The following is a 24,214-nucleotide window of genomic DNA, read 5'->3' on the forward strand; positions in this document are numbered from 1 at the left end:
ATGAAGGGTTTCACGGCAGTGGCGGATAGTTTGAGCGTTCAGGCATCGCATGATGATGCGCGTCTGGAATCGGCGTGGGACGCGATCCGCGCCGGGCTTCGCCGCGACATCGGCCCGCGCATGTTCGATCAGTGGCTGAAGGCCGCTCGGCTGGGCGACTATTGCCCCGAATCCCAGACGCTGGACCTGCTGTTCGCCTCCGACTTCACGGCCAATTTCGTGTCCGGTCATTTTGGTGACCGCCTTTGCATGGCATGGCGCTGTGCTGGCGTAGGGGTCCGGGAGGTCCGGCTTCGCCGCGCGCCTAACTCCGTCGGCCCGCGCCTGCTCGAAGCTGCTCCGGTCGAGGAGGCCGTCGTTGCCGATCCGGTTTCCCTCGATGCGACCCCCGCCTGCAATTTCCAACCGCGCCACAGCTTTGCCGATTTCGTAACCGGCGAATCCAACCATCTCGCCTTTTCCGCGGCGCAGGCGATCGCGGCAGAAGCGCAGCCCCGCTTCAGCCCGCTGTTCATCCATGGCAGCACGGGACAGGGCAAGACTCACCTGCTCCACGCCATCGCCCAGCACTTCTCCACCCATTCACCGGCCGCGCCTGTGCTCTACATGTCGGCGGAGCGGTTCATGATGGAGTTCGTGAACGCGATGCGCGCGAACGAGACCATGATGTTCAAGGCTCGCTTGCGCGCCGCCCGCCTGCTGCTGATCGACGATATCCAGTTCATCGCGGGCAAGGGTTCAACGCAGGAGGAATTTCTCCACACTATCAATGACTTGATCGATTCCGGTGCCCGCATCGTCGTGACCGCCGACCGCGCCCCGCAACTGCTCGATTCGATCGACGCCCGCATCCTGTCCCGCCTCGCCGGAGGGCTGGTCGCCGACATCCGCCCGGCCGACCTAGACCTGCGCTTGTCCATCCTGGAAGCCAAGCGTGCCATCGCCGGCGACCCGCCAGTCCCTGACGCGGTCGTCGATTTCCTGGCGCGTTCAATTCGCTCAAACATTCGTGAGTTAGAAGGCGCTTTCAACAAACTGATCGCCTACGGCCAACTCACCGGCCGCTCCGTCGATCTGGAATTCGCCCAAAGCATGCTCGCCGACGCCGTGCGCGCCAACGCCCGCCGCATCACGGTAGACGAGATCCAGAAGGTCTGCGCGGCGCACTACAAGATCGACGCTTCGGAAATGCGGTCCAAGCGCCGCGCTCGCGCTGTGGCGAGACCCCGTCAGGTGGCCATGTATCTCGCCAAGAAGATGACGCCCCGGTCGCTGCCCGAAATCGGACGCATCTTCGGTGGCCGCGATCATAGCACCGTCATCCACGCCGTGCGCACGATCGAGGAATTGCGGCAGACGAACGCTGACATCGACGCCGACGTCCGTACCCTCCTGCGCCAGCTGGAAAACTGACGCTGACAGCAATGGGACGATGGATTAGGGTGCAGCGGTGATCCGATATGTCGCCCTGCTGCTGGCCGCTCTACTTTCCTTCACGGCCGCTGCCGCTCAGGTTACGGCTTCTGCTCCTTTACAGGACGTGCAGGTCGCGTTCGATACAAGTACTGGCCGCATCATCGTCGCCGTCCATGTAGCCAGGGCGCCGATCACCGCGCGCAACTTCTTGCGCTACGTTGATCAGAAGCGGCTGGATGGCACCACATTCTACCGCGCTGTGGGGACAGCTGATTATGGTTTCGTCCAGGGCGGAACGCAGAATGATCCCGCGCGCACACTGCCACCCATCGCCCATGAACCCACCACGCAAACCGGGCTTACCCATGATGAAGGCGCGCTTTCCATGGCACGCTATGCGCCGGGAAGCGCCACCGGGGATTTCTTCATCGTCCTTGGCAAGATGCCCAGCATGGACGCGCAACCCGCCTCGCCGGGCGATAATCAGGGCTTCGCTGTGTTTGCCCATGTGGTGGAGGGTATGGATGTGGTCCGCGCGATCCTGTCGGCACCAAAGTCGCCGACTGCGGGCGAGGGGGTTATGAAGGGGCAGATGCTTCAGCAACCCATAAGGATCACGACAGCCCGTCGGCTTCCCTGATCCCGCCGAGCAGAGGAATTCGGCGGTCTCCTACTCTGAGGAGAAGACCGCCGACGAGCGTTTCGTCCGAGGTCAGCCCTTCCGTTCCGGCGGCAGGGTGATCTTTACATCCTCGCCATTCTGCCCTGGAAAGCCGGTGAACATCGCGTCAATCAAGTTGGGAACCAGATAGGTCAACCTGTTCGACAGGGACTGCGCGGAAGCCTTGCCCTCGAACAGCCGCCGGTTGTCAGCTGCCCGATCGATCTTCATGCTGAGGTCGCTGGTATATACGGTATAGCTGCTGACGTCGTTGTAGCCGGGGCCGAACAGCCACGGGTCATAGAAGCCGTAGCCCCAGGGCCTACCCCACCGGCCGCGCCAGCCCCAGCCGCCATAGAAATAGGGGTCGGGCGGGCCGAAGCCCGTAGAGCGCACCTTCTCACGCCCATTATCGACATGATAGGCGACGCGGACGATCAGGTCCGCACGGGCCGGATCAGATGCGGGAGTGTAGCCTGTCTGCGCCAGACGTTGACCTACCATCCCTGCATATTGAGAAAATTCAAGGCCACCGGCGAGACGGGGGTCATCGGCAACGATGGTGAAGCTCTGCCCGGCTGGTGCAGGCAATTGCTGGAAGCGCGCGACATTCGCTTTGAAGGATGAAGCACAGCCAGAAAGGGCGACCAGCGCCAACGTCGGTGCCGCAACCATACCAATCTTTTTGATAAGTTTCATATTTCTGCGTCCCTAAGGCAGAGAGCCATTTCAACCTTGCGCCCGACAATAGCAGAACGCAACTGAACATCATTTGAACGCTCGAACAAGGCGGGCGGACGCAATAAATGTCAGCTATAGGCAGGACGCCACGGCGATCGTTATTCCGTCGACGACGACGGGCAGCGTTTCAGCGCATCAGGCCCATCGCATCATAGGCCGCTCGCAGCGTGGGCTCAGCGGCGGCTCGCGCCTTCGCGGCACCATTTTCCAATATGGCGTCGAGCGCCGCGTCATCCGTGCGTAGCTCAAGGAAACGCGTACGGATAGGCCGGAGGGTTTCAACCAGCAGTTCGCCCAAGGCGGGTTTGAAAGCCCCAAAACCCTTGCCCGCAAAATCGGCGCACACGGCGTCGGCCGTTCTTCCGGTCAAAGTCGCGTAGATGCCGATCAGATTATTCGCTTCCGGCCGACCCTGCAGACCCTCTGCCGTTTCGGGCAATGGTTCCGGATCAGTCTTGGCCTTCTTCACCTTCTGCATGATCGCGTCATCCTCATCGGTGAGGTTGATGCGGCTCATGTCCGACGGATCGGACTTCGACATCTTTGCAGTGCCGTCGCGCAAGGACATGATGCGCGCCGACTCCTTGGGTATGATCGGATCAGGCAAGGTGAACAGTTCTACCCCGAAATCCGTGTTGAACTTTGTGGCGATGTCCCGGGCCAGTTCGAGATGCTGCTTCTGGTCCTCGCCCACAGGCACATGCGTAGCATTGTAGACAAGGATGTCGGCAGCCTGCAGCACCGGATAAACGAACAGGCCGATCGAGGCGCCCTCGCGATCCTTGCCGACCTTGTCCTTGAACTGCGTCATGCGGTTCAGCCAGCCAATCCGCGCCGTGCCGTTCAGCAACCAGCATAGCTCCGCATGGGCGGGGACCCGCGCCTGGTTGAAAAGTACAGAGCGATCCGGATCAATCCCCGCAGCGACAAGCGCCGCCGCCATATCGCGGACATTACGGATGCGCTGCTCGCGCCCCTCATGGACGGTGATCGAATGCATGTCGGCCAGAAAGAAGAAGCATTGACTTGCCGCATCCATCTCGTCCTGCATCCGCACCCAATTGCGGATCGCGCCCAGATAATTGCCCAGGTGCAGATTACCGGTCGGCTGGATGCCGGAAAGGACGCGCATTCTTCTATCCATTCTCTTGGGTTGTGGTTGAACCCCGTCGGCGCATGAGTGCCTTGAGGTCGGACACCCGATAGGCGCCCGTCAGGAAACAGGCTATCCCGTAAAGCGCTATCCCCGCGCCGACAAGCACGGCCAGCGCGAGATAACGCTGGATCATTGCCCCGGCCAACCATGGTTCAAGAAAGCTTTCGCCCGCGACAAGCGCGCCGCCCATGACCAGTGCCGCCAGCGCAAGTCGAGGAAGCCGTCGGCGCAGCTGCGCATCAGCGGTGAAATGGCCGCGCTTTACCAGCGTTGCATAAAGCATCGCGACATTGACGGTCGAGGACATCGCAGTTGCCAGCGGCGGGCCTACATGCCCGAGCAGGGGAATTAGTGCGATATTGCCGATGATGTTGATGAGGATCGACAGCATCGCATAACGCACCGGGGTCTTGGTGTCGCCACGTGCATAATAGCCGGGCGTCAGAACCTTCACGAGAACATAGGAAGGGAGGCCGATCGAGAAAGCGGACAATGCCCAGCCACAGCGACGCGCATCCTCAACGGTGAAACGGCCATATTGAAAAAGGCCGCGAACGATCGGTTCGGCGACCGTGATGAATGCGATCGTCGCCGGCAATGTGAGAAAGAGGGCCAGTTCGACGCCGCGATTTTGCGTTTCCATGGCCACCTGCTCCTGCCCCGTCGACAGAAGCCGGGAAATCGTCGGCAGCAATATGGTGCCGAGGCCGATGCCGATCAGTCCGAGCGGCAACTGGTTCAATCGATCGGCATAGTAGATATAGGTAATCGACCCGGAGGCTAGCAGCCAACCGGACAAGGCCGTGGAAATGAGCAGGTTGATCTGTGAAGCGCCAGCACCGGCGGCAGCTGGCACGATAAGACGTAGCAACTCACGCACATCGCCATCGAGGCGAGGCCGTTTGAGCTTCATTGAAACGCCCGCGCGACGGCAGGCCCAGATCAACCACAAGAGTTGGAGAGCTCCGCCCACGGTGACCGAAATGGCTTGGACCCGGGCCGTCTGATATTCGTCGGCACCGTGGAAAAGCCACAGCCCCGCGATCATGGCCACATTCAACAATATGGGCGCTGCGGCATTTACCCAGAATTTATCGAGCGAATTCAATATCCCGCCCAGCAACGAAGCAAGGCTGATCAGCGCGAGATAGGGCAGCGTGATGCGCGATAGCAGCACCGCAAAGGCGAATTGCTCGGGTGTCGGGTTTTGGCGTGAGAAACCGCCGGATAATAGCCAGGTGAGCGGATATGCCGCAGCAATCAGGATGAGGGTGAAAAGGATAAGCACCGGCAGCAGGACGGCCAGCGCACGTTCAGCGAAATGATAGCCATCCGCGACTCCGCCGGGGCCTGCCGCCTTACGGTTGAACATCGGAATGAAGGCGGCGGAAAAAGCGCCCTCCGCAAACAGGGCGCGAAACATGTTGGGCAGACGGAAAGCTACGCCATTGAAGGCGTCCGACGCAAAGCCCGCGCCGACATAGCGCGCGGCCAATGAGTCACGGACCAGCGCTAGCACCCTGCTGGCGAGCGTCAGCCCGCCTACCGAGCCAAGCGCCTTGACCAACTTCATGGGGTTATCTCTCCCGCCGAGCGAGGTTGGGCTGGTCCGTTCTGCTTACGGCCGAAGCGCAGGGCAGACCGCTTACTCCGCTTACCGCAAGCTTGGCGAGCCCAGCGGGAGCGGAGTGCGGCCTCATATGTGCTTCAGGCGTGACCAGCCGGTTCGCCAGCGGTTTGTGCGATCGCCTGAGCCTGCTGCTCGTAAAGGCCACCGAAATCGATCGGGTCGAGCAACAGTGGCGGGAAACCGCCATCGCGGATCGCATCGGCCAGCACGCGGCGGGCGAAGGGAAAGAGCAAGCGTGGCGCTTCTGCCAGCATGAACGGCTGAAGCTGTTCGTCCGGCACATTGCGCATGCCGAAGAGCGCGGCGTACAACAGTTCGACGGCAAAAGCCGTGCCCTGCGGAGCGAGCGCCTTCACCTCGATTTTCAAGGAAACTTCTACGACTTCATCACCGACCTTGTCGGCCCCGATGTTGAACTGAACATCGATTTGGGGCTGGTCCGGCCACTGGTAGACGGCGGGCGAATTAGGGTTCTCGAACGAGAGATCCTTCACATATTGACTGATGAGCGCGATCTGTGGGCTCGTGTCGGCGCCGTTACCCGCGCTGGTCTGGATCGTATCGGCTTCGTCGGCCATTTGAGTTCCCTGAATTTCCTGTTGGTCCGGGGGCAACCAGCCTCAAGACATTGGCCCGTGCGCTTAGCAGGGGCGGCGGGGCAGGGCAATGCCGCCGCCAAAAGGCGCCATTTGAATATGGGCGGAAACATGCCTATGTTGATTGCGTTGTCGTTTTCAGATCTAGTCTAAAGGGTTCATTGCCCCGTGTATGTAATCGTGATCCTCGCCCTCATCGCCGGTTTTCTGGCGTTGCGGCTCTACTCCGTACTGGGAAAGCGGACGGGGCATGAGCAGGAACCTGCACTGCGGCCGGCCGAGGAAAGGGCGAAGGTAACTGTCCTTCAGCCCCGCACGATGACGGACATGGCCGGTGATTCGGTGCGGTTGGCCGATGGCTTGATTGCCCAAGGTAGCGAAGCTGGCGTGCGCGCATTGATCGCGGCCGACCGGAATTTCGATGTGCCGCAATTTGTCGAGGGTGCGAAAGCAGCCTACAAGATGGTGCTTGAGGCATTCTGGCGGGGCGATCGTTCGGAACTGGAATGGCTGTGCGATACAGATGTTCTGACCTCTTTCGAGGAATCGATCGCACAGCGTGAGGCGGCTGGTCATGTGCTCGACAATCGGCTTGTTCGCATCGAGAAGGCGCAGATCGTGGGCGCCAGCGTAGATGGACGTGTTGCCGAAGTTTCGCTTCGGTTCGAGGCCGATATTGCAGCGGTGACCAGGGACAAGGACGGCGATGTTGTCGCTGGTTCGTTGACCGATGCGGTGAGCACCAACGATATCTGGACATTCACGCGCGACTTGCGCAGCACCGATCCAAACTGGAAGCTTAGCGAAACCGACGAGGCCGCATGAACTTCAGGCAGCCGTGGGCAGCGCTGTCGGCTGCGCTGCTCTTGTCGGCATGCGCGGGCGGTGTCATCCCACCCGGAGCGACAGGTCCCGGTCCGTCACGGCCGGTGGTCGATGGCGAGACCTCGGTTCGCTCAGTTCCTTCTACGCCGCGTCCCGCTTTGCCACCCGCGACGACATCGGCCCCTGTGACAGACAATTTAACTGCGGTCGCCGCCGGAGTTACGCGTGGTCCCGACATTGCACCACTGATCGAAGCGGGAGAGCGGTCACGCAAGGCGCTGGAGGCATTTCGTGTTTCCTGCCCGTCGCTGATGAAGCGTATCGATCAGAGCGGCCTTACAAAAGGGTCGGACTGGAATAACGCCTGTGCCGCCGCGTCCAGCTGGCCTGAAGCGAGCGCCAACGAATTTTTCGCCCGCTATTTCGAGGCGGTGCAAGTTGGCCCAGGCACAGCGTTCGTCACTGGATATTATGAGCCTGGAATCTCCGGGTCGCGAAATGAGCAAGCAGGCTACCAGATCCCGATCTATCGCCGTCCGCCCGAGCTGATCGACGTCAATCTTGGCTTGTTCAGCGATAGTTTGAAGGGCAAGACCATTCGCGGCAAGGTGCAAGGGAGCAATTTTGTCCCCTTTGACGAGCGTTCCCAAATCGTTGCTGGTGCGCTCGCCGGTCGTGGGCTCGAACTTGCGTGGGCGGCGGACCCGGTCGAATTCTTCTTTCTTCAGGTGCAGGGCAGTGGACGCCTGCTGCTGCCCGGCGGCGATGTCATGCGGATCGGCTATGACGGGCAGAATGGCCGCGATTACACAGGCATCGGCAAGCTGATGAAGGATCGCGGACTGATCCAGGCGGGGTCGATGCAGGATATCATGGCATGGTTGCGCGCCAATCCGGTGGAGGGCGCGCAGATCATGAATGAAAACAAGAGTTTCGTGTTTTTTCGCGAGCTGACAGGGCCGGGACCGATTGGCGCCATGGGGGTGCCGGTGACGGCTGAGGCGACCGTGGCCGCTGATCCGCGATATGTTCCACTCGGGGCGCCAGTGCTGCTTTCGCTTGATCGCGCGGAGCCCAATGGCGTCTGGATCGCCCAGGATACGGGCGGTGCCATCAAAGGCGCCAATCGGTTCGACAGTTTCTGGGGTGCAGGTAGCCGCGCGCGGTCGATCGCCGGGGGCATGTCGGCACGCGGTAGCGCGCTAATCCTGCTGCCCGTTGGATCGGCGGCGCGGTTGGCGTCACAATAATTGCTGCTGGCGATGGCCCGTCGGCATCTTTCCTCCGAGGAACAGGCGCTTTGGAGCGCTCTTACTCGATCCGTTCGCCCACTGCGGCCCGGACGGCATAAAGTCGATATGGCTGAGCCTGTCGTAACGGTGCCAGGCAATCGACCTTTGCCGCCTGTGCCTTCGCGGCCGATAGAAACCCGTCCATCCCGCTCCCCGGCAGCTATTCTCGATAGTGGATGGGAGCGCCGCATCCGTGGTGGGACGCTGGTGCCGGACATGGCGATCGACCTTCACGGCCATACCCTGTCGAGCGCGCATGCAATGCTGAACCAGGCGCTGTCTTCCGCGCTCGCCCGTGGACTGCGCATCTTGCTGGTGATTACAGGGAAGCCTCCGAAAACGGCCGCTCCAAACCGCGAATCCCGGCGGGGCGCAATCCGGGGTGAGATCGGTCACTGGCTGGAAACCAGCCCCTTTGCCGACCGGATCGCGAGCGTTAGACAGGCCCACCCCCGCCATGGCGGGGACGGAGCTATCTATATCATATTGCGGCGCAAAAAATAGGCGCGCCAAGCTCTGCCACTGACCTTTTCTTAACCAGCGTCCCTCATAAGCATCCCGATCCGTGGCTCATTAGCGAGCTACGCTCTGGGCAGGAGGCACATGCAGGGCGTGACATTGAAAAGCCGCGCCACTGCCTTCGCCTGCGCTGCGGGGGCGCTGGTGTTCATCCTGTCGCTTGTGCTTGGGCAGGATCAGGCCGACGACATCCTGGGCATCGGCAGATCGCTGATCGTAGCGATCCTGTGCGGCACATTGAGCTGGGCGTCGGCACGCCAGACAGTCGCCACGACTGCGAGCGCCATTGATGTCGCAACCGAAAGGCTAATCGCCGCTGCCCATGGTGATCTGCAATCGTCCGTACCGCCTGAGATCGCCGTCGAATTGCCCGACCTGTCGGTGGCGATGACCAGCCTGTTCAGTCAGGTCCGCACCAACCTCGACCATGTGCAAACACTCGCATTGTTTGACCAGGTGACGGGCCTCGCCAACCGCACCAGCTTTTGCCGACAGGTTGAAAGGCTGCTTGCCGAGCGGGAAGAGACCTGCGCGGCGGCGCTGCTCTTCATCGACCTCGACGGCTTCAAGGGGGTCAATGACACGCTGGGCCATGCTGCGGGCGACCAGATCCTAGCCCGGGTTGCGGGCCGTCTTCGCGAAGTTGTCATGGCGCAGGTCAGTGCTGGCAATAGTGACGCCGTCATTGGCCGCCTCGCGGGTGACGAGTTCACGATGTTCTTCCCCCGCTTGGCCGGTCCCGAGGCTGCGAACCGCATCGCGCGCGCCATTCAGTTCGCGCTGAGCGAGCGCTTTGATCTGGGCAGCCAGCATATAGAGTTGGGCGCATCGATCGGCATCGCCTGCTACCCGGATCATGGCGATACCCTCTCTGCCCTGCTGCGATCCGCCGATATCGCCATGTATCATGCCAAGCATCGGGGACGGAACCGGGCCGAGATGTTCACCGCGGAACTGGCGCTGGAAGCCGCCGACCGCGCCGAGCTGGAGCGAGATCTGTTGCTGGCGCTGCAACGGGACGAGTTCATTCTGGAGTTCCAGCCGCAGGTGGAGGCAGTGAGTGGCCGGGTCGTCACGGCCGAAGCCTTGATCCGCTGGGCACATCCCGAACGTGACATGGTCATGCCAGGCTTCTTCGTACCTGTTGCGGAGGAAAGCGGCGCCATTGTGGCGTTGGGCGATTGGGTAATGAGTCGCGTTTGCGAAACGGCGGCGCGTTGGTCGAAGGCCGAGATCGGGCAGCGCATTGCGGTCAACATCTCCTCAAGGGAACTGTCCCAGGCGGATTTCTTCCTGCGGCTGCGGCATGCCATGGCGGCACATCAGACCCCGCCGCACATGCTGGAGCTGGAAATTTCCGAATCGCTGGCGATGGGAATGGACGATCGGGTGCGTGCGCAGCTGAAAGCGCTGCGTGAGGAAGGCGTGCGGATCGCCATCGATGATTTTGGCACTGGTTATTCCAACCTGTCCCGCCTGAAGGAACTGCCTGTCGATCGGATCAAGATCGACCGGAGTCTGGTGCGCGACATCGCCGTATCAGCCGAGGCACGTACCATTTGCAGTGCCGTTGTCGGCTTGATCCAGGGGCTGGGGATGGAGGTCGTGGTCGAGGGCGTCGAATCGGAAGCGCAAATGGAGATGCTGCGCGTTATCGGCTGCACGCTGTTCCAGGGATATCATTTCGCCCGACCCACCAGCGAACAGGATTATCTGGCCCGCTTTGCACCAAAGCAGGCCATCCAGCGCCGAATGGTTTGAAGATCAGGCCGCTAAGGCCCGGCGGACAATAAGCGCGTATATGCGCGTTAGATCTTGCAGGTCCTGCACGGCCACGGCCTCATCCAGCTTGTGCATCGTCGCATTATTCAAGCCGAATTCGACAACGGGGCAGAGGCGCGAGAGGAAACGCGCGTCCGAAGTGCCGCCAGTGGTGGACAGTTCCGCTTCCACCCCGGTCACTTCCCTGATCGCTCCTGCGACAAGACTGGACAAGGCTCCGGGTTCGGTCAGAAATGGTTCGCCGCTGATCTTTGCGGTGACGGTGCCGCCCTCCGCTGCGGCGATCGCGTCGATCCGGTCAATCAACTGCGCGCCACTATGTCGATCATTGAAGCGGATGGAGATCCGCGCGTTGGCTGCGGCTGGAATGACATTGGTTGCGGGGTTGCCGACTTCCAGGTCCGTGATCTCGATATTGCTTGGCTGAAACCAGTCGGTGCCTTCGTCCAGCACCACGGCATCGATGGCGGCAAGAATGCGAACGAGCCGTGGCACGGGATTGTCGGCCAGATGAGGGTAGGCGACATGGCCCTGTACGCCTTCCACCCGGATCCACATGTTCACCGAACCGCGTCGGCCCACCTTGATGACGTCTCCGAGCCGCTGGGACGAGGTGGGCTCGCCAACCAGGCAGAGGTCTGGCCGCAGTCCATGCGCGGCCATGCGATCCATGAGCGCCAGCGTGCCGAAAATCGCAGGGCCTTCTTCGTCGCCAGTGATGATGAGGCTGACCGTACCCGGCAAGTCTTCCGGAATGCTGGCGAGCGCGGCGACGAATGCAGCGATCGACCCCTTCATATCAACCGCGCCGCGACCATAGAGCAGGTCGCCGCGAAGTTCGGGTGTGAAGGGATCGCTTGTCCAGCCATCCCCAGGCGGCACGACGTCCAGATGCCCGGCAAAGGCGAAGTGCGGACCCGCTCCGGTCGTGCGCCACGCGAGCAGATTTTCGACCGGGCCGTCGGGCTCCTCCCCGACAAGGAAGCGGTCGACGGTAAAGCCGAGCGGAACCAGCATCGCTTCCAAAACGGCGAAAACCTCACCCCGTGCAGGCGTTACCGAAGGACATGCAATCAGCTTTCGTGCTATGTCCACTGTGTCGGCATTGGTGCTGGTCATGCTCATGGGGCTGCGTTAGCGAAAGCCGAGCGCCTTTGCCAGCGGAGGAAGAGATCATGCCCAAGATCGATCTTGCAGCCATAGAGCAGAACAACAGGACCGGTTATCCGGCTCCCTATGCTGCGGTAGTAGATGGACGTTGGGTGCGAAAGCTCGGCCATGGTTGCGGGCTCGCCGATTTTGGCATCAGTCATGTGATATTGAAACCAGGCGCGGCTTCATCGCAGCGACACTGGCATGAGGACGAAGATGAATTCGTCGTCATGCTGAGCGGACATGCCGTGCTGATCGAAGAAGAAGGCCGCTTTTCGATGCAGGCAGGTGACATGGCTGCTTTCCCCAAGGGAGAGCCGAATGGGCATCAACTGATCAATGAAAGCGAGGGCGATTGCGAGTTCCTGGCTTTCGGACGGGTGCCGCAGGGAGACGCGCATTATCCTGACATTGATCTTCGATGGTCGATGGGGGGCTATCGGCGCAAGGACGGGAGCGCTTTTTGAGCGGCTATCAGGGCTTCGACAGGCGGATGATGTTGGCGGGCATGGGGACCGCCCTGCTGGCCGCCAGGGCGCCCGCTCCGACTCTCATCAAGCCGCCACGTTTGCGTCCGGGCGATGTCGTGGGGCTGGTTGAGCCAGCGGGCTTTACGGATGACATGTTCGATCTGGCTGTCGTGCGGGAAACGATATTGGCGATGGGGTTGAAGCCCAAGCCTGCCCGGCATCTGGTCGAGCGATATGGCTATCTGGCAGGCAAGGACGAGGACCGGGCCGCCGATGTGAACGCGATGTTTGCCGATCCGGAGGTCCGGGCCGTGTTTGCTGTTCGCGGCGGATGGGGATGTGCGCGCATCTTGCCTCATCTGGATTTCGCAACGATTCGCGCGAACCCCAAGCTGCTGATCGGATTCAGCGATATTACCGCGCTACATATGGCCTTTGCGGCTCGGGCGGGTTTCACGACGATCCATGGACCCAATGCCGCAAGCAGTTGGCCGCAATTCAGTTGGGACGCCTTCCGCGCGATTGCCTTTGAAGGCGCCACACCGACCTTGATCAATCCGCAGCCCAAGGAGGACCGGCTGGTTCCATTGGGCGGGCGCATCCGGACCTTTGGCGCAGGCCGTGCCAGCGGGCGATTGCTGGGGGGCAATCTGACCGTGCTGGCGGCCATGATGGGCACGGGCTGGCTGCCCGACTTTACAGGTGCCATCCTGTTTCTGGAGGATGTGGATGAGGCACCCTATCGGACAGACCGGATGCTGACCCAGCTGTCGCAGGCAGGCATTCTTGGCAAGGTTGCGGGCGTTGTGTTTGGTCAATGCACAAGCTGTAGCGCACGCGAGGCGTCCTATGGCGGTTTCACCTTGTCCGAAGTGCTACAGCAGCATTTCGGCCCCCTTGGCGTTCCCGCGTTTCAAGGCGCTGCCATAGGTCATGTCGCGAGCCAGTTCAGCCTGCCGTTGGGCGTGCGCGCTGAAATTGATGCTGATGCGGGGAGCATCCGTTTGCTGGAGGCGGCGGTTAGCTGAGGACTTCAGTCCCCCTCGTCCGAGGGACGGATGTAAGCTCCGCGTCCATCGGGCGGGATCAGTTCGCTACCCCGGATGGTCAGTGTCAGCATATTGAAACCGGGCTGCGGCACGTCTTTCGTTGGTTCGGCCACGAGCCGCACGGCGCCATCTGCCTCCAGCCAGCGCCCTTCAGCGAAAAGATCAAGCGCGCCATAGACAAGATACCATTGAAACCGCCCATCCGGATGGAGCATGAGCTCAGAGCCGGTTTCCATGACTCCCCGAAGATAATAGTGGCCCGTACGCTGGGTGGGCGAAGGCTCTGCCATTGCTGGTGTGGCGAAGAAGGCCACCAGCGGTAGGAAGGGTGCGATCAGCCGCATGCGAGCCAAGATAACAGATTTTGGCGACGAAAACCTGTCTTACGACCAGGCCCCGCTGAAAGGCAGCAGCTCCTCATAGACTTGCAGTGGCGGCTTGCCCTCCACATGCGCGCCTTTCCGCATCAGAAACGCGTGGCGAACGATTTCCGCCTGTTGTTCAAGTCCATATCGCCTGAAGGGCCGCCCCGGCATGATGTCGTAACCATAGCGGCAGAAGGGGTGGCGCATCAGCGGCAGATACCATTTGCCGCTCCTTTGCGCCTGCCAGACATGGGTCATCTCGTGGATGAAATGACCCTGCAAATGCAGCCCCTGGTCGCAGAAATCCGCGCAGAAGAGGCCGCTCTTGGGATTGAACCAAAGATGCCCGTCCGGCGACATCGTCACGCGGGCGGGCTGAAATGGCCACCATTTGCGGTGATGTGCCAGTACCCGATCATAGGCGATTGCGTCGCCGAACACTGATCGGGCGAGCGCGACTTCTCCCGAGGTCAGGGGTCGGCTGGTCAAATCTTATTTGGCTCCCCCGGCTTTGGGAGCTGGCGCTGCGGGCTTCTGGATCGCGGCATCGACCAGCAGGCGGTCGCCATTGGCGAGGAGGAAGGTCAGCGTCATCTTGCCCCGGCTGATAGCCGTATCATTGACTCCCCAGATCATCAGATGCTTGCCGCCCGGCGCGAAGGCGACTTTCGTCTTGGCGGGAATGTCGACTGAATCGACCTTCTGCATCATCATCATGCCGTCGTGATCCATGCTCTCATGCATCTCTACCTTGAGCGCGTAATCGGTGAGCACGCCGCGTAGTTGCGTCGCTGCGTCACCGCCATGCACCACGAAATATCCGGCCGATGGCGTGTCCTTGTTGGGGCTCAGGCGGACCCAGGCTTGGTCGATATAGGTCGGAGCAGGATCGCCGCATGCCGCAAGCGTGAAGGGGGCGGCAAGGGCAAGGAGGCTGAAGAATGCGCGCATCAGGAGGCTTTCGTGACTGTCTCGTTTCCGGTCGGTTGTTACGGTAATCGCCCGCGCTTCTTGTGCCAAGAAAGATCACGCCTATATCCCATCCGCAAACGGCCTTGCCTTGGCGCTTTCGTGAGGTATGGGGCCGTCAACCGCTGAATGAAATTGGGGTTTAAGAGGACAAGATGGGAAAAGTAATCGGCATTGACCTTGGCACCACCAACAGCTGCGTGGCTGTGATGGATGGCGGCAAGCCCAAGGTGATCGAAAATGCGGAAGGCGCGCGCACCACGCCGTCGATCGTGGCCTTCACCAAGGATGGCGAGCGCCTGATCGGCCAGCCCGCCAAGCGACAGGCCGTCACCAATCCGGACAACACGATTTTCGCGGTGAAGCGCCTGATCGGCCGCCGCTTTGATGATCCGACCACCAAGAAGGACATGGAGCTCGTCCCCTATCACATCGTGAAGGGCGGTAATGGCGACGCGTGGGTCCAGGCGGGCGGCAAGGATTATTCGCCTTCGCAGATTTCCGCCTTCACCCTGCAGAAGATGAAGGAAACGGCCGAGAGCTATCTCGGCGAGACGGTCACTCAGGCGGTCATCACCGTTCCCGCTTACTTCAATGACGCCCAGCGTCAGGCGACCAAGGACGCCGGGCAGATTGCGGGCCTTGAAGTGCTGCGCATCATCAACGAGCCGACCGCGGCTGCACTCGCCTACGGGCTGGAGAAGCAGGACGGCAAGACGATCGCTGTCTATGACCTTGGCGGCGGCACCTTCGACATCTCGATCCTGGAGATCGGCGATGGCGTGTTCGAAGTGAAGTCCACCAACGGCGACACCTTCCTGGGCGGTGAAGATTTCGACGCCAAGCTGGTCGAATATCTGGCCGAAGGCTTCAAGAAGGATGAGGGCATCGACCTCACCAAGGACAAACTGGCTCTCCAGCGTCTGAAGGAAGCGGCCGAAAAGGCGAAGATCGAACTGTCCTCGGCGCAGTCAACCGAAGTCAACTTGCCCTTCATCACCGCTGACCAGAACGGGCCGAAGCACCTCGTCAAGAATATTACCCGCGCCGATCTTGAGCGTCTGGTGACGGACCTCATCAAGCGCACCATGGAGCCTTGCAAGAAGGCTATGGCCGACGCTGGCATTTCCGCGAGCGAGATCAGCGAAGTCGTCCTCGTCGGCGGCATGACCCGCATGCCCAAGGTGCGCGAGGCCGTGAAGGAATTCTTCGGCAAGGAACCGCACACCGGCGTCAACCCGGACGAAGTCGTCGCGATGGGCGCTGCGATTCAGGCGGGCGTGCTGCAGGGTGACGTCAAGGACGTGCTGCTGCTCGACGTGACCCCGCTGTCGCTCGGCATCGAGACGCTGGGCGGCGTGTTCACCCGCATGATCGATCGCAACACCACCATTCCTGCCAAGAAGTCGCAGGTCTATTCGACCGCCGACGACAATCAGCAGGCGGTGACGATCCGCGTGTTCCAGGGCGAGCGTGAAATGGCGGCGGACAATAAGCTGCTGGGACAGTTCGACCTGGTCGGCATCCCGCCTGCGCCGCGCGGCGTGCCGCAGATCGAGGTCACCTTCGACATCGACGCCAACGGCCTCGTCAACGTCCATGCCAAGGACAAGGGCACTGGCAAGGAACAGCAGATCCGCATTCAGGCTTCGGGCGGCCTCAGCGACGCCGACATCGACCAGATGGTCAAGGACGCCGAACGCTTCGCCGAAGAGGACAAGAAGCGGCGCGAGGGCGCAGAGGCGAAGAACAACGCCGAAAGCCTGATCCACACCACGGAGCAGCAGCTCAGCGAGCATGGCGACAAGGTGGACGCGGCCCTCAAGTCCGAGATCGAAACCGCGATCGCCGCGACCAAATCCGCTGTCGAAGGCGGCGACGCCGAAGCGATGAAGGCCAAGGCGCAGGAACTCGCCCAGGTCGCGATGAAGCTTGGCCAGGCGATCTACGAGAAGGAACAGGCTCAGGCCTCGGCTCCGGGCGCTGAAGCTCCGAAGGCTGATGATGATGTCGTGGACGCCGAATTTTCGGAAGTAGACGACAACAAGGCATAAGGCCCGATGAAACGGTTCTCGACTTCGCTCGAACGGAACGGTTATGGTAGCCGTTCGTGCCGGGCGAAGCCGAGGGACGTGCGCGCGCCGGGGGCGAAATGAGTAGCGAATTGGACTATTACGAACTGCTCGAGGTCGAGCGCACCGCCGACGCGGGCGTGATCAAGAGCGCCTATCGCAAGCTGGCGATGAAATATCACCCGGACAAGACCGGGGGATGCACCGACGGCGAGGCCCGGTTCAAGGCCGTATCCGAAGCCTATGAGTGCCTGAAGGACCCGCAAAAGCGCGCGGCCTATGACCGCTATGGCCATGCGGCCTATACCAACGCCCAAAATGGCGGCGGCGGCGGTGGCTTCAACGGGCGTGGCGGCGCGGGCGGCTTTTCCGACCTTGGCGATATTTTCGAGACGATCTTCGGCCAGAGCGGCTTTGGCGGCGGCGGCCGTCAGGCGCAGCGGCGCGGCGCCGACCTGCGCTACGACATGGAGATCACGCTCGACGAAGCCTATCATGGCAAGAAGACCGAGATCGAGATCGAAGTCTCCGCCTCCTGCGAAAGCTGCGACGGATCGGGTGCGCAGCCCGGCACCGGCGTCAAGACCTGCGGCACCTGCGGCGGCCACGGCCAGGTCCGCGCGCAACAGGGCTTTTTCGTTGTCGAGCGCACTTGCCCCGGTTGCCACGGCGCGGGTCAGGTCATCGAAAGCCCCTGCCGCACCTGCCGTGGCGAAGGTCGCGTGGACAAGCCCAAGACACTGTCCGTCAATATTCCGGCCGGTGTCGATGAAGGCACCCGCATCCGCCTCTCCGGCGAAGGCGAGGCTGGCGCGCGCGGCGCACCATCGGGCGACCTATACATCTTCCTTCATGTGAAGCGGCATACCCTCTTCGAACGCGACGGCACGACGCTCTTCTGCCGCGCGCCCGTCAGCTTTACCACCGCCGCGCTCGGCGGCTGCATCGAAGTGCCCGGCCTCGACGGCCAGCGGCATGAGATCAAGATCCCGAGCGGTATCCAGTCCGGCAAGCAGATCCGCCAACGCGGCGCGGGCATGCCCGTGCTGAACGGCCGGGGGCAGGGCGACCTCGTCATCCAGGTCGATGTCGAAACCCCGACCCGCCTCTCCGCCAAGCAGAAGGAACTGCTTGAGGCTTTCCGTGATACGGAAACCGGTGAGGAATGCCCACAATCGACCGGCTTCTTTAGCAAGCTCAAGGAATTGTGGGGCGACTAAGCGCGCCGTTCCAGACCTGATATCAGAAGGCCGGGCGCAGCATCATCTGCCCCGGCCTTTTTCCTATCGTCGCTGCGCCGCTATTTCCGCAGGTTTCGCAGGAAAAAGTCCGTCATCACACCCAGCGCTTCCTGCGCTTCAGGCAGATTCCGGTTCGCAAAGAAGCAATGGTCCAGACCGTCCCACACATGAAGGTCGGCATCGACCTTGGCCTTGATCAATTCGCGATGCGTGTTGACGGCAGCACTCACTTCGCCCGCGCGCATGGATGTCACCAATAAGGTGGCCGGGAAGAAGCGCAGCACGTCGCTCGACATCATCGGCGACATGAGCGGGTCCGACAGGTCGTGATCGCCATAGTAGAAGCGTTCATCGAGCGTGGCGGGCGTGGTCAAACCCTGCATCGGCTTGAACGAATACCAGCTGTCGCCTGCCCAGCGCGCGTCCGCCGACGCGCAGAATATGCCCGCCGCGCCGGGTGAGGGCAGTTTCACATGCTGGAACCAGGCGATGGCCTGGGCGGTGAGAAGCCCACCTGCGGAGCTGCCGAAAATGCCGATCTGTGAAGGCTTGCGTGTCTTGAGCAGTTCCCGATAGACCGCCGCGACGTCTTCGCTGGCTGCGGGGAAGACGACTTCCGGAGCCTGCCTGTAATCGATGGTCAGGATTTCGAATCCGGTGCGGCTGGCCAGCGGAATGGATTCCTGCAGCCCGCCTCCCGCTGCATTGGCCATGATGAAACCGCCGCCAGGCAGGTTGATCAGGATGTTGCCGTGCTTGCCGCCCGCACTCCGCTTGGCGGGCGTGACCAGATAGCCATGCACGCCGCCCATAGTGACTTCGCGATAGGTGACCTGATGCTGCTCCGCCAATTTTTGGACGGCCGATGCCATGTTGCGCGCCATCGTCTGCCGGGCGGCCGGGACGCGCCCCTTTTCGATCAGCTGGGTCAGCATGTCATTGGCGTCGAAAGGGCGGCGGGGCAGGGACTTCCTCGCCTCGTCGCTCAGATAGACCGAGGGCGGGAAGCGAAACGCCGGCACGTTCACCGTTCCGTCCGCTTCAATCGGGTTAGGCTTGGACTGGGCTGAGGCTGGGCTGACTCCCTGCAGGGCAGCCACGATCAACAGGCCAACACTATAGATCATGTGACGCATGACTATCCTCCCCCATAGGATCAGCGGATGATCGCCGCGATCGCTTCCCAGCCCTCTAGTTGCAGATATCGCACGCTATGGTTCTATTTCTCATGCGTCAATGATGGATGGTTCGCTCCTTTGGCGTTAAGCCGTCAGATACGGACTTTTTCATGAGCCTTCACGCACGAACGGAGGTGGCAGCGGACACACTATATTTACTACTCATCCCCATCACCACAAGTGATGCGAATGCCTCAGCTCAAGCTGCCAAAAACATATCCGGATCGATCGCCATCAGGCTTTCCGCCCCGCCCTCGATCTTCCGCCTCAACGCGCCCGCATCCGGCATGACCCGCTCGGCAAAGAACCGCGCCGTGACCAGCTTCGCCTCCAGATAGCGCGCATCGCCTTCGCCCGCTTCCAGCAGCGTAGCCGCCGCCTTCGCCATGCGCAGCCACATGAGGCCCGTCGAAACGATGCCGAGGATGTGCATATAATGCACCGCGCCAGCGCCCGCATTGTCGGGGTTCTGCATCGCATTCTGCATCAGCCACATTGTCGCCGCGCCCAGCTGTCCGCTCGCCTTCTCCAGCGCCTCGGCCACGCCGGCCAGCTTCTCATTGCTCTTCGCCTGCGCGACCTCGTCAGCCACCAGCTTCAGAAAAGACTGCAAAGCCCGGCCGCCATTCATCGGCAGCTTGCGTCCGACAAGGTCCATCGCCTGCACGCCGTTGGTGCCTTCGTAGATCTGGGCGATGCGGGCGTCGCGCACATATTGTTCGACGCCATTTTCCCAGATGTAGCCATGGCCGCCGAACACCTGCTGGCACATGACCGCAACATCGAATCCCTTGTCGGTGCCATAGCCTTTCAGCACCGGGGTCAGCAGCTGCACCAGATCATCGGCGGCCTGCCGTTCCTCTTCCGTCGCGGCGTGCTGCGCCAGATCGACCTGCAAGGCGCCCCACAACATCAGCGCGCGCAGCCCCTCGGTCAGCGCCTTCGCCTCCATCAGCATCCGCCGCACATCAGGGTGGACGAACAGCGTGTCGGCCTTCTCCGCCGCATCCTTAGGCCCCGTCAGCGCACGGCCCTGACGCCGCTCGCGCGCATAATGGACGGCATTCTGGAACGCGATTTCCGCCTGGCCCAGACCCTGCATGCCGACCCACATGCGCGCCGCGTTCATCATGATGAACATCGCGGCGAGGCCCTTATTCTCCTCGCCCACGATCCAGCCGGTCGCTCCGTCATAATTCATGACGCAGGTCGCGTTGCCGTGAATGCCCATCTTGTGCTCGAGCGAACCGCAGGACACCGCATTGCGCTCACCCAGCGACCCATCGTCATTCACCAGCAGCTTGGGCACCACGAACAGCGATATGCCCCTGCTGCCTTCCGGCGCGTCCGGCGTCTTGGCGAGGACGAGGTGGATGATATTCTCGGTCAGGTCCTGCTCGCCCGACGAAATGAAGATTTTCGTGCCCGTGATGGCATAGCTGCCGTCATCCTGCCTCACCGCCTTGGTCTTGATGAGGCCAAGGTCCGTGCCGGCATGGGGCTCGGTCAGGTTCATCGTGCCGGTCCATTTGCCCGACACCATGTTGGGGATATATTTCTGCTTCTGCTCCTCGCTGCCCTTGGCGAGCAGGGCGGACACGGCCCCGCTGGTCAGGCCATGATACATTTCGAAGCTGTGATTGGCCGACAATACATATTCGCCGACAGCCGACGCGACGACATTGGGCAGGCCCTGTCCGCCATATTCGACCGGCGCGTGCAGCGTGGTCCATCCACCTTCCACATAGGTGTCGAATGCCTGTTTGAAGCCCGGTGGCGTCGTGACGCTGCCATCCGGGTTTCGAACGCACCCTTCCTTGTCGCCGACGGCATTGAGCGGAAAGAGTACTTCCTCAGCAATCTTCGCGCCCTCTGTGAGGATGGCATCCACCAGATCCGGCGTCGCGCTCTCAAAGCCGGGCAGATTGGTATAGCGATCAAGGCCCACCACATGGTCGAGTATGAAGCGCGTTTCGCGGATCGGGGCGGAATAGCTGGGCATCAATCTTCTCCGGTTATCTTTTCGTCGCGAATGTTCAGGGCTTGTCGAGAGCTGCGACAAAGCCCGAAAGTTCCGCGATGGCGGCATCTATGTCGCTTTTCTGGCGGGTGAGCAGTTCGATGCGCGCCTTGCATTTGGCGACTGTGACGCGTCGCTGCTCCTCATGCTCCTCATCCGCATCATAAAGGTCGATCATTTCGCGGATCTCGGCGAGGCTGAAGCCGACCCTTTTACCACGCAGGATCCACGCAAGTCGGGCTCGGTCACGGCGCGAATAGATGCGGGCGAGGCCATGGCGTTCCGGTGCGATCAGCCCTTCATCCTCATAGAAACGCAGGGCGCGGGCCGTGACGCCGAACTCGTCCGACAAGTCGGTGATGGTGTAGCTTTGTCGTTCTTTGTTGTCGGGCAATTCAATGCCCGCAATGCTGCTGCGCTGGTCCATGGCGTCTTAGCTAGGAAAGGTTGACGTTAACGTCAAGTATGATCTGGGTCAATTTGACCTGATGACAGAAGCACCGGGGGAGGTTAAGCGGCGCCTGATGACGGGGGCGATCAGACAATCGGAAGTCGCGCGGGGCTTGCTGGCCGCGTTGGCGCTGCTTGTCCTGGCCATCCAGTTGATTACGCCCGCCGGTTTTATGCCGGTTCGTACGGATTGGGGCGTGATGGTGACCCTCTGTACGGGGCAGGGCGCGGTCAGCGTCCTGGTCGATCGTGAACAGACCCCGGGGAAAGCGAATCATTCGCAGGATGACGGCGTCCCCGTTCAGCAACATTGCTCCTTTGCCGCCTCGGTTCAGCCGGTGGTTCCCCCGCTGATACTAGCCGATCTGCCACTGCCAGCGTGGCAAACTGTTTTCGGACCTATCGCATTCGCGCTCAAGACGGGGCTGATCGCCCGACTTGCCGCACCGCCCCCGCCATCATCCGGTCCCCCACTATCCTCCTGAAGCTGTCGTTAATGCTGCGCTGAGCGCGGCACGATTTTCTTGAGGATGAATTCATGTCTGCATTTACCGCCTTGCGCAGCGTGTCGCTGTGCGCCCTTGCCTGTTCGCTGCTTGCCACCCCTGCTTTCGCTGATGAAGCTGGCGATCAGGGTCGTATCATCGTTACCGCCAGTCCGACGGTAGAGGACGCCGCTACCCATATAAGCCGGACGGCGGGCGGCGCCGATGTCGTTGCTGCCAAGGATTTCGAAGACAAGCTGGCCGTATCGCTGCGCGACGCGCTGGCCTTCTCCGCAGGTGTCTACATGCAACCGCGCTTTGGTCAGGAGGTGCGCATTTCGATACGCGGTTCCGGACTGTCACGGAGCTTCCATATGCGGGGCCTCACGCTGTTACAGGATGGCATCCCGATCAACATGGCCGACGACAACGGAGACTTTCAGGAGCTGGATCCGCAGGTGTTCCAGCATCTGGAAGTCTATCGCGGCGGTAATGCGCTGCGATTTGGCGGATCGACATTGGGTGGCGCCATCAATGCGGTCACACCCACCGGACGGACGATGCCGGGCACGGAATTGCGCATAGATGGCGGCTCGTTCGATACGCTGCGTGCGAAGGCGGCCTATGGTTACGCCGATGCTCGTGGTGACGTCTGGGCAGCGATTACCGCCGACAGGTCCGATGGGGACCGCGATCATGGCGCGCGGCGCGCGCTGCGTTTCAACGGCAATGTTGGAATCAAGCTGAACGATCGGGTGGAAACCCGTTTCTATGTCAGCGCCCAGACGATCCGGCAGAAGCTGTCGGGAGCGCTGACCGAAGCGGATGCGCTGAATGATCCGGCAAAGGGCAATTTCGCAGGTGATCAGGCGCGCAACATCGATTCCATCCGGTTTCAAAACCGCACCACGGTTGAACTGGACGGCGGCCAACTTGCCTTTGGCGCATATTTCAATGCGAAGGCTTTGAACCATCCCATTTATCAGGTGGTCGATCAGAAATCAGAGGATCGTGGGCTGTTCGCCAGCTTTGACCTTTCGGGAGAGGTGCAAGGCCTCCCGGTCGAGCTGACCGTGGGGACGCAGGCACGCTTTGGCCATGGTGACTTCCGGCAGTTCGTTAATATCAACGGCAATTCGGGCGCTCTCACGTCCATTCAAAAGGCACGGGCGCGGACGATCAATAGCTATGCGGAGGCGAGGATCGCTCCGGTTCAGGGCTTATGGCTGATCGCAGGTGGCATCTATACGCATGGAGAGAGGCGGCTGGACAATCGCCTGCTGCCTTTACGCAGCGGCGAGGCGAAGTTCGATAGTTTCTCTCCTAAATTCGGGCTTCTGTATGCACCCTCTCAGGCGGTGCAGGTCTACGCAAATTACAGCCGGTCTGTGGAGTTGCCTGGCTTCATCGAACTGGGCCAGATTGCCGCTGGACCAAGTGGGCCGCTGCCCGGCTTCACGCCCCTTGATGCGCAGCGGGCCTGGACGGCGGAAATCGGTACGCGCGGCAGCGTTGGCCCAGCTCGATGGGACATAAGCTTCTATCGCGCGGACCTGAAAGGCGAGTTGCTGCAATATAGTGTCCAGCCGGGCGTCATTCCGGCGGCAACATTCAACGCGGGCCGGACACGGCACCAGGGCATCGAGGCCGCGCTGGACCTGACCCTCGCGCCGTGGGCGACGTTGCGGCAGGTCTACCAGTATAGCGACTTCCGTTTCCGGAATGACGCGCAGTTCGGCGATAACCGCCTACCCGTCGTGCCGCGCCACTTCTATCGCGCTGAAGTGAAACTGGGAACCGATCGCGCCAGCATCGCTCCGGCTGTGGAATGGGTGCCGCAGGGTGCCTGGGTCGATTATAACAATAGCAAGCGGGTTGATGACTATGCGACTTTCAGCCTCGGGGCGCAGGCGCAGTTGACGAAGGGCATCAGCCTGTTCGTCGATGCACGCAATCTGACGGGTAAGCGAGCGATAGGCGATATCGGAGCGCTCGTAAGCTACAAGCCGGATGATCCACTTACGCCGGGAAACCAGGCCAGTGCGGCCTTCTATCCCATCGAACGCCGGGCGGTCTACGCGGGCCTGCGCGCGCGTCTCTGAAAAGGCAGCGGCCTATCCTCATGAGGGGGTGGAGCGGGGCGGT

The 24,214-nt window shown here is 61.4% G+C and carries 23 protein-coding genes; 12 read left to right on the forward strand and 11 right to left on the reverse strand.

The window, feature by feature from the left end; all coding sequences use genetic code 11:
* Together dnaA and ACZ5U1_RS00010 are read left to right on the forward strand one after the other, a co-directional pair.
* Window positions 1-1,413, forward strand: a complete 1,413-nt coding sequence (gene dnaA, locus ACZ5U1_RS00005) for a chromosomal replication initiator protein DnaA (RefSeq protein ID WP_464778833.1) — start codon at window positions 1-3, stop codon at window positions 1,411-1,413.
* 37 nt (window positions 1,414-1,450) lie between these two features.
* Window positions 1,451-2,056, forward strand: coding sequence for a peptidylprolyl isomerase (locus tag ACZ5U1_RS00010; RefSeq protein ID WP_464778834.1), 606 nt, complete (start codon window positions 1,451-1,453; stop codon window positions 2,054-2,056).
* A gap of 72 nt (window positions 2,057-2,128) precedes the next feature.
* On the opposite strand, the gene ACZ5U1_RS00015 is transcribed toward ACZ5U1_RS00010, so the two are convergent.
* From ACZ5U1_RS00015 to secB, 4 genes are all read right to left on the reverse strand, one after another.
* Window positions 2,129-2,776, reverse strand: coding sequence for a DUF4136 domain-containing protein (locus ACZ5U1_RS00015; RefSeq protein WP_464778835.1), 648 nt, complete (start codon window positions 2,774-2,776; stop codon window positions 2,129-2,131).
* Between the two features lie 169 nt (window positions 2,777-2,945).
* The gene (gene trpS / locus ACZ5U1_RS00020; RefSeq protein ID WP_196225213.1) at window positions 2,946-3,950 is read right to left on the reverse strand and encodes a tryptophan--tRNA ligase; all 1,005 of its coding nucleotides are present in this window, start codon (window positions 3,948-3,950) and stop codon (window positions 2,946-2,948) included.
* Between the two features lie 4 nt (window positions 3,951-3,954).
* A complete protein-coding gene (gene murJ, locus ACZ5U1_RS00025) occupies window positions 3,955-5,547 on the reverse strand; it encodes a murein biosynthesis integral membrane protein MurJ (protein ID WP_464778836.1) in 1,593 nt (530 codons plus the stop codon).
* A gap of 134 nt (window positions 5,548-5,681) precedes the next feature.
* Entirely contained in the window at window positions 5,682-6,182 is a 501-nt protein-coding gene (secB, locus tag ACZ5U1_RS00030) for a protein-export chaperone SecB (RefSeq protein WP_460987336.1), read from the reverse strand.
* 186 nt (window positions 6,183-6,368) lie between these two features.
* Here secB and ACZ5U1_RS00035 point away from each other — a divergent pair, with 186 nt between their 5' ends.
* From ACZ5U1_RS00035 to ACZ5U1_RS00050, 4 genes are all read left to right on the forward strand, one after another.
* Window positions 6,369-7,025 carry a Tim44/TimA family putative adaptor protein gene (locus ACZ5U1_RS00035; RefSeq protein ID WP_464778837.1) on the forward strand — a complete coding sequence of 219 codons (657 nt, stop codon included), beginning with the start codon at window positions 6,369-6,371 and terminating at the stop codon, window positions 7,023-7,025.
* Complete coding sequence (gene mltA, locus ACZ5U1_RS00040; protein WP_464778838.1) at window positions 7,022-8,275, forward strand: murein transglycosylase A; 1,254 nt, start codon at window positions 7,022-7,024, stop codon at window positions 8,273-8,275. The genes ACZ5U1_RS00035 and mltA overlap by 4 nt, the downstream gene beginning before the upstream one ends.
* Before the next feature lie 12 nt (window positions 8,276-8,287).
* On the forward strand, window positions 8,288-8,821 hold the full coding sequence (locus ACZ5U1_RS00045) for a Smr/MutS family protein (RefSeq protein ID WP_464778839.1): 534 nt from the start codon (window positions 8,288-8,290) through the stop codon (window positions 8,819-8,821).
* Window positions 8,822-8,920: 99 nt separating this feature from the next.
* Window positions 8,921-10,597 (forward strand): putative bifunctional diguanylate cyclase/phosphodiesterase, encoded by a 1,677-nt coding sequence (locus tag ACZ5U1_RS00050; protein WP_464778840.1) that lies wholly within the window; start codon window positions 8,921-8,923, stop codon window positions 10,595-10,597.
* A gap of 3 nt (window positions 10,598-10,600) precedes the next feature.
* Here the strand turns inward: ACZ5U1_RS00050 and dapE are convergent, their stop codons facing one another.
* Window positions 10,601-11,743: a succinyl-diaminopimelate desuccinylase gene (dapE, locus tag ACZ5U1_RS00055; RefSeq protein WP_464778841.1), complete on the reverse strand. Its 1,143-nt coding sequence runs from the start codon at window positions 11,741-11,743 to the stop codon at window positions 10,601-10,603.
* Window positions 11,744-11,793: 50 nt separating this feature from the next.
* Here dapE and ACZ5U1_RS00060 point away from each other — a divergent pair, with 50 nt between their 5' ends.
* The gene (locus ACZ5U1_RS00060; protein ID WP_464778842.1) at window positions 11,794-12,237 is read left to right on the forward strand and encodes a cupin domain-containing protein; all 444 of its coding nucleotides are present in this window, start codon (window positions 11,794-11,796) and stop codon (window positions 12,235-12,237) included.
* Between the two features lie 26 nt (window positions 12,238-12,263).
* On the forward strand, window positions 12,264-13,268 hold the full coding sequence (locus ACZ5U1_RS00065; protein WP_464780055.1) for a S66 peptidase family protein: 1,005 nt from the start codon (window positions 12,264-12,266) through the stop codon (window positions 13,266-13,268).
* A 5-nt stretch (window positions 13,269-13,273) separates the two neighbouring features.
* On the opposite strand, the gene ACZ5U1_RS00070 is transcribed toward ACZ5U1_RS00065, so the two are convergent.
* From ACZ5U1_RS00070 to ACZ5U1_RS00080, 3 genes are read right to left on the reverse strand one after another with little or no spacing between them, the layout of a single operon-like run.
* The gene (locus tag ACZ5U1_RS00070; RefSeq protein ID WP_464778843.1) at window positions 13,274-13,633 is read right to left on the reverse strand and encodes a hypothetical protein; all 360 of its coding nucleotides are present in this window, start codon (window positions 13,631-13,633) and stop codon (window positions 13,274-13,276) included.
* 39 nt (window positions 13,634-13,672) lie between these two features.
* Window positions 13,673-14,143 carry a vgr related protein gene (locus tag ACZ5U1_RS00075; protein ID WP_464778844.1) on the reverse strand — a complete coding sequence of 157 codons (471 nt, stop codon included), beginning with the start codon at window positions 14,141-14,143 and terminating at the stop codon, window positions 13,673-13,675.
* 3 nt (window positions 14,144-14,146) lie between these two features.
* Window positions 14,147-14,605, reverse strand: coding sequence for a copper chaperone PCu(A)C (locus ACZ5U1_RS00080; RefSeq protein ID WP_464778845.1), 459 nt, complete (start codon window positions 14,603-14,605; stop codon window positions 14,147-14,149).
* A gap of 173 nt (window positions 14,606-14,778) precedes the next feature.
* On the opposite strand from ACZ5U1_RS00080, the gene dnaK reads away from it, so the two are divergent.
* Window positions 14,779-16,677, forward strand: coding sequence for a molecular chaperone DnaK (dnaK, locus tag ACZ5U1_RS00085; protein WP_449470994.1), 1,899 nt, complete (start codon window positions 14,779-14,781; stop codon window positions 16,675-16,677).
* A 98-nt stretch (window positions 16,678-16,775) separates the two neighbouring features.
* A complete protein-coding gene (gene dnaJ / locus ACZ5U1_RS00090) occupies window positions 16,776-17,915 on the forward strand; it encodes a molecular chaperone DnaJ (RefSeq protein ID WP_464778846.1) in 1,140 nt (379 codons plus the stop codon).
* A gap of 80 nt (window positions 17,916-17,995) precedes the next feature.
* Here dnaJ and ACZ5U1_RS00095 read toward each other — a convergent pair whose 3' ends face one another.
* The 3 genes from ACZ5U1_RS00095 to ACZ5U1_RS00105 form a co-directional block, all read right to left on the reverse strand.
* Window positions 17,996-19,072 (reverse strand): alpha/beta hydrolase fold domain-containing protein, encoded by a 1,077-nt coding sequence (locus ACZ5U1_RS00095; protein WP_464778847.1) that lies wholly within the window; start codon window positions 19,070-19,072, stop codon window positions 17,996-17,998.
* A 241-nt stretch (window positions 19,073-19,313) separates the two neighbouring features.
* Window positions 19,314-21,116, reverse strand: a complete 1,803-nt coding sequence (locus ACZ5U1_RS00100) for an acyl-CoA dehydrogenase C-terminal domain-containing protein (RefSeq protein ID WP_464778848.1) — start codon at window positions 21,114-21,116, stop codon at window positions 19,314-19,316.
* 34 nt (window positions 21,117-21,150) lie between these two features.
* Entirely contained in the window at window positions 21,151-21,561 is a 411-nt protein-coding gene (locus tag ACZ5U1_RS00105; protein WP_464778849.1) for a MerR family transcriptional regulator, read from the reverse strand.
* 97 nt (window positions 21,562-21,658) lie between these two features.
* On the opposite strand from ACZ5U1_RS00105, the gene ACZ5U1_RS00110 reads away from it, so the two are divergent.
* The gene (locus tag ACZ5U1_RS00110; RefSeq protein ID WP_464778850.1) at window positions 21,659-22,069 is read left to right on the forward strand and encodes a hypothetical protein; all 411 of its coding nucleotides are present in this window, start codon (window positions 21,659-21,661) and stop codon (window positions 22,067-22,069) included.
* A gap of 53 nt (window positions 22,070-22,122) precedes the next feature.
* Window positions 22,123-24,171: a TonB-dependent receptor family protein gene (locus tag ACZ5U1_RS00115; RefSeq protein ID WP_464778851.1), complete on the forward strand. Its 2,049-nt coding sequence runs from the start codon at window positions 22,123-22,125 to the stop codon at window positions 24,169-24,171.
* Window positions 24,172-24,214: the final 43 nt, after the last annotated feature.

Source organism: Sphingobium sp. TomTYG72 (assembly GCF_055394715.1).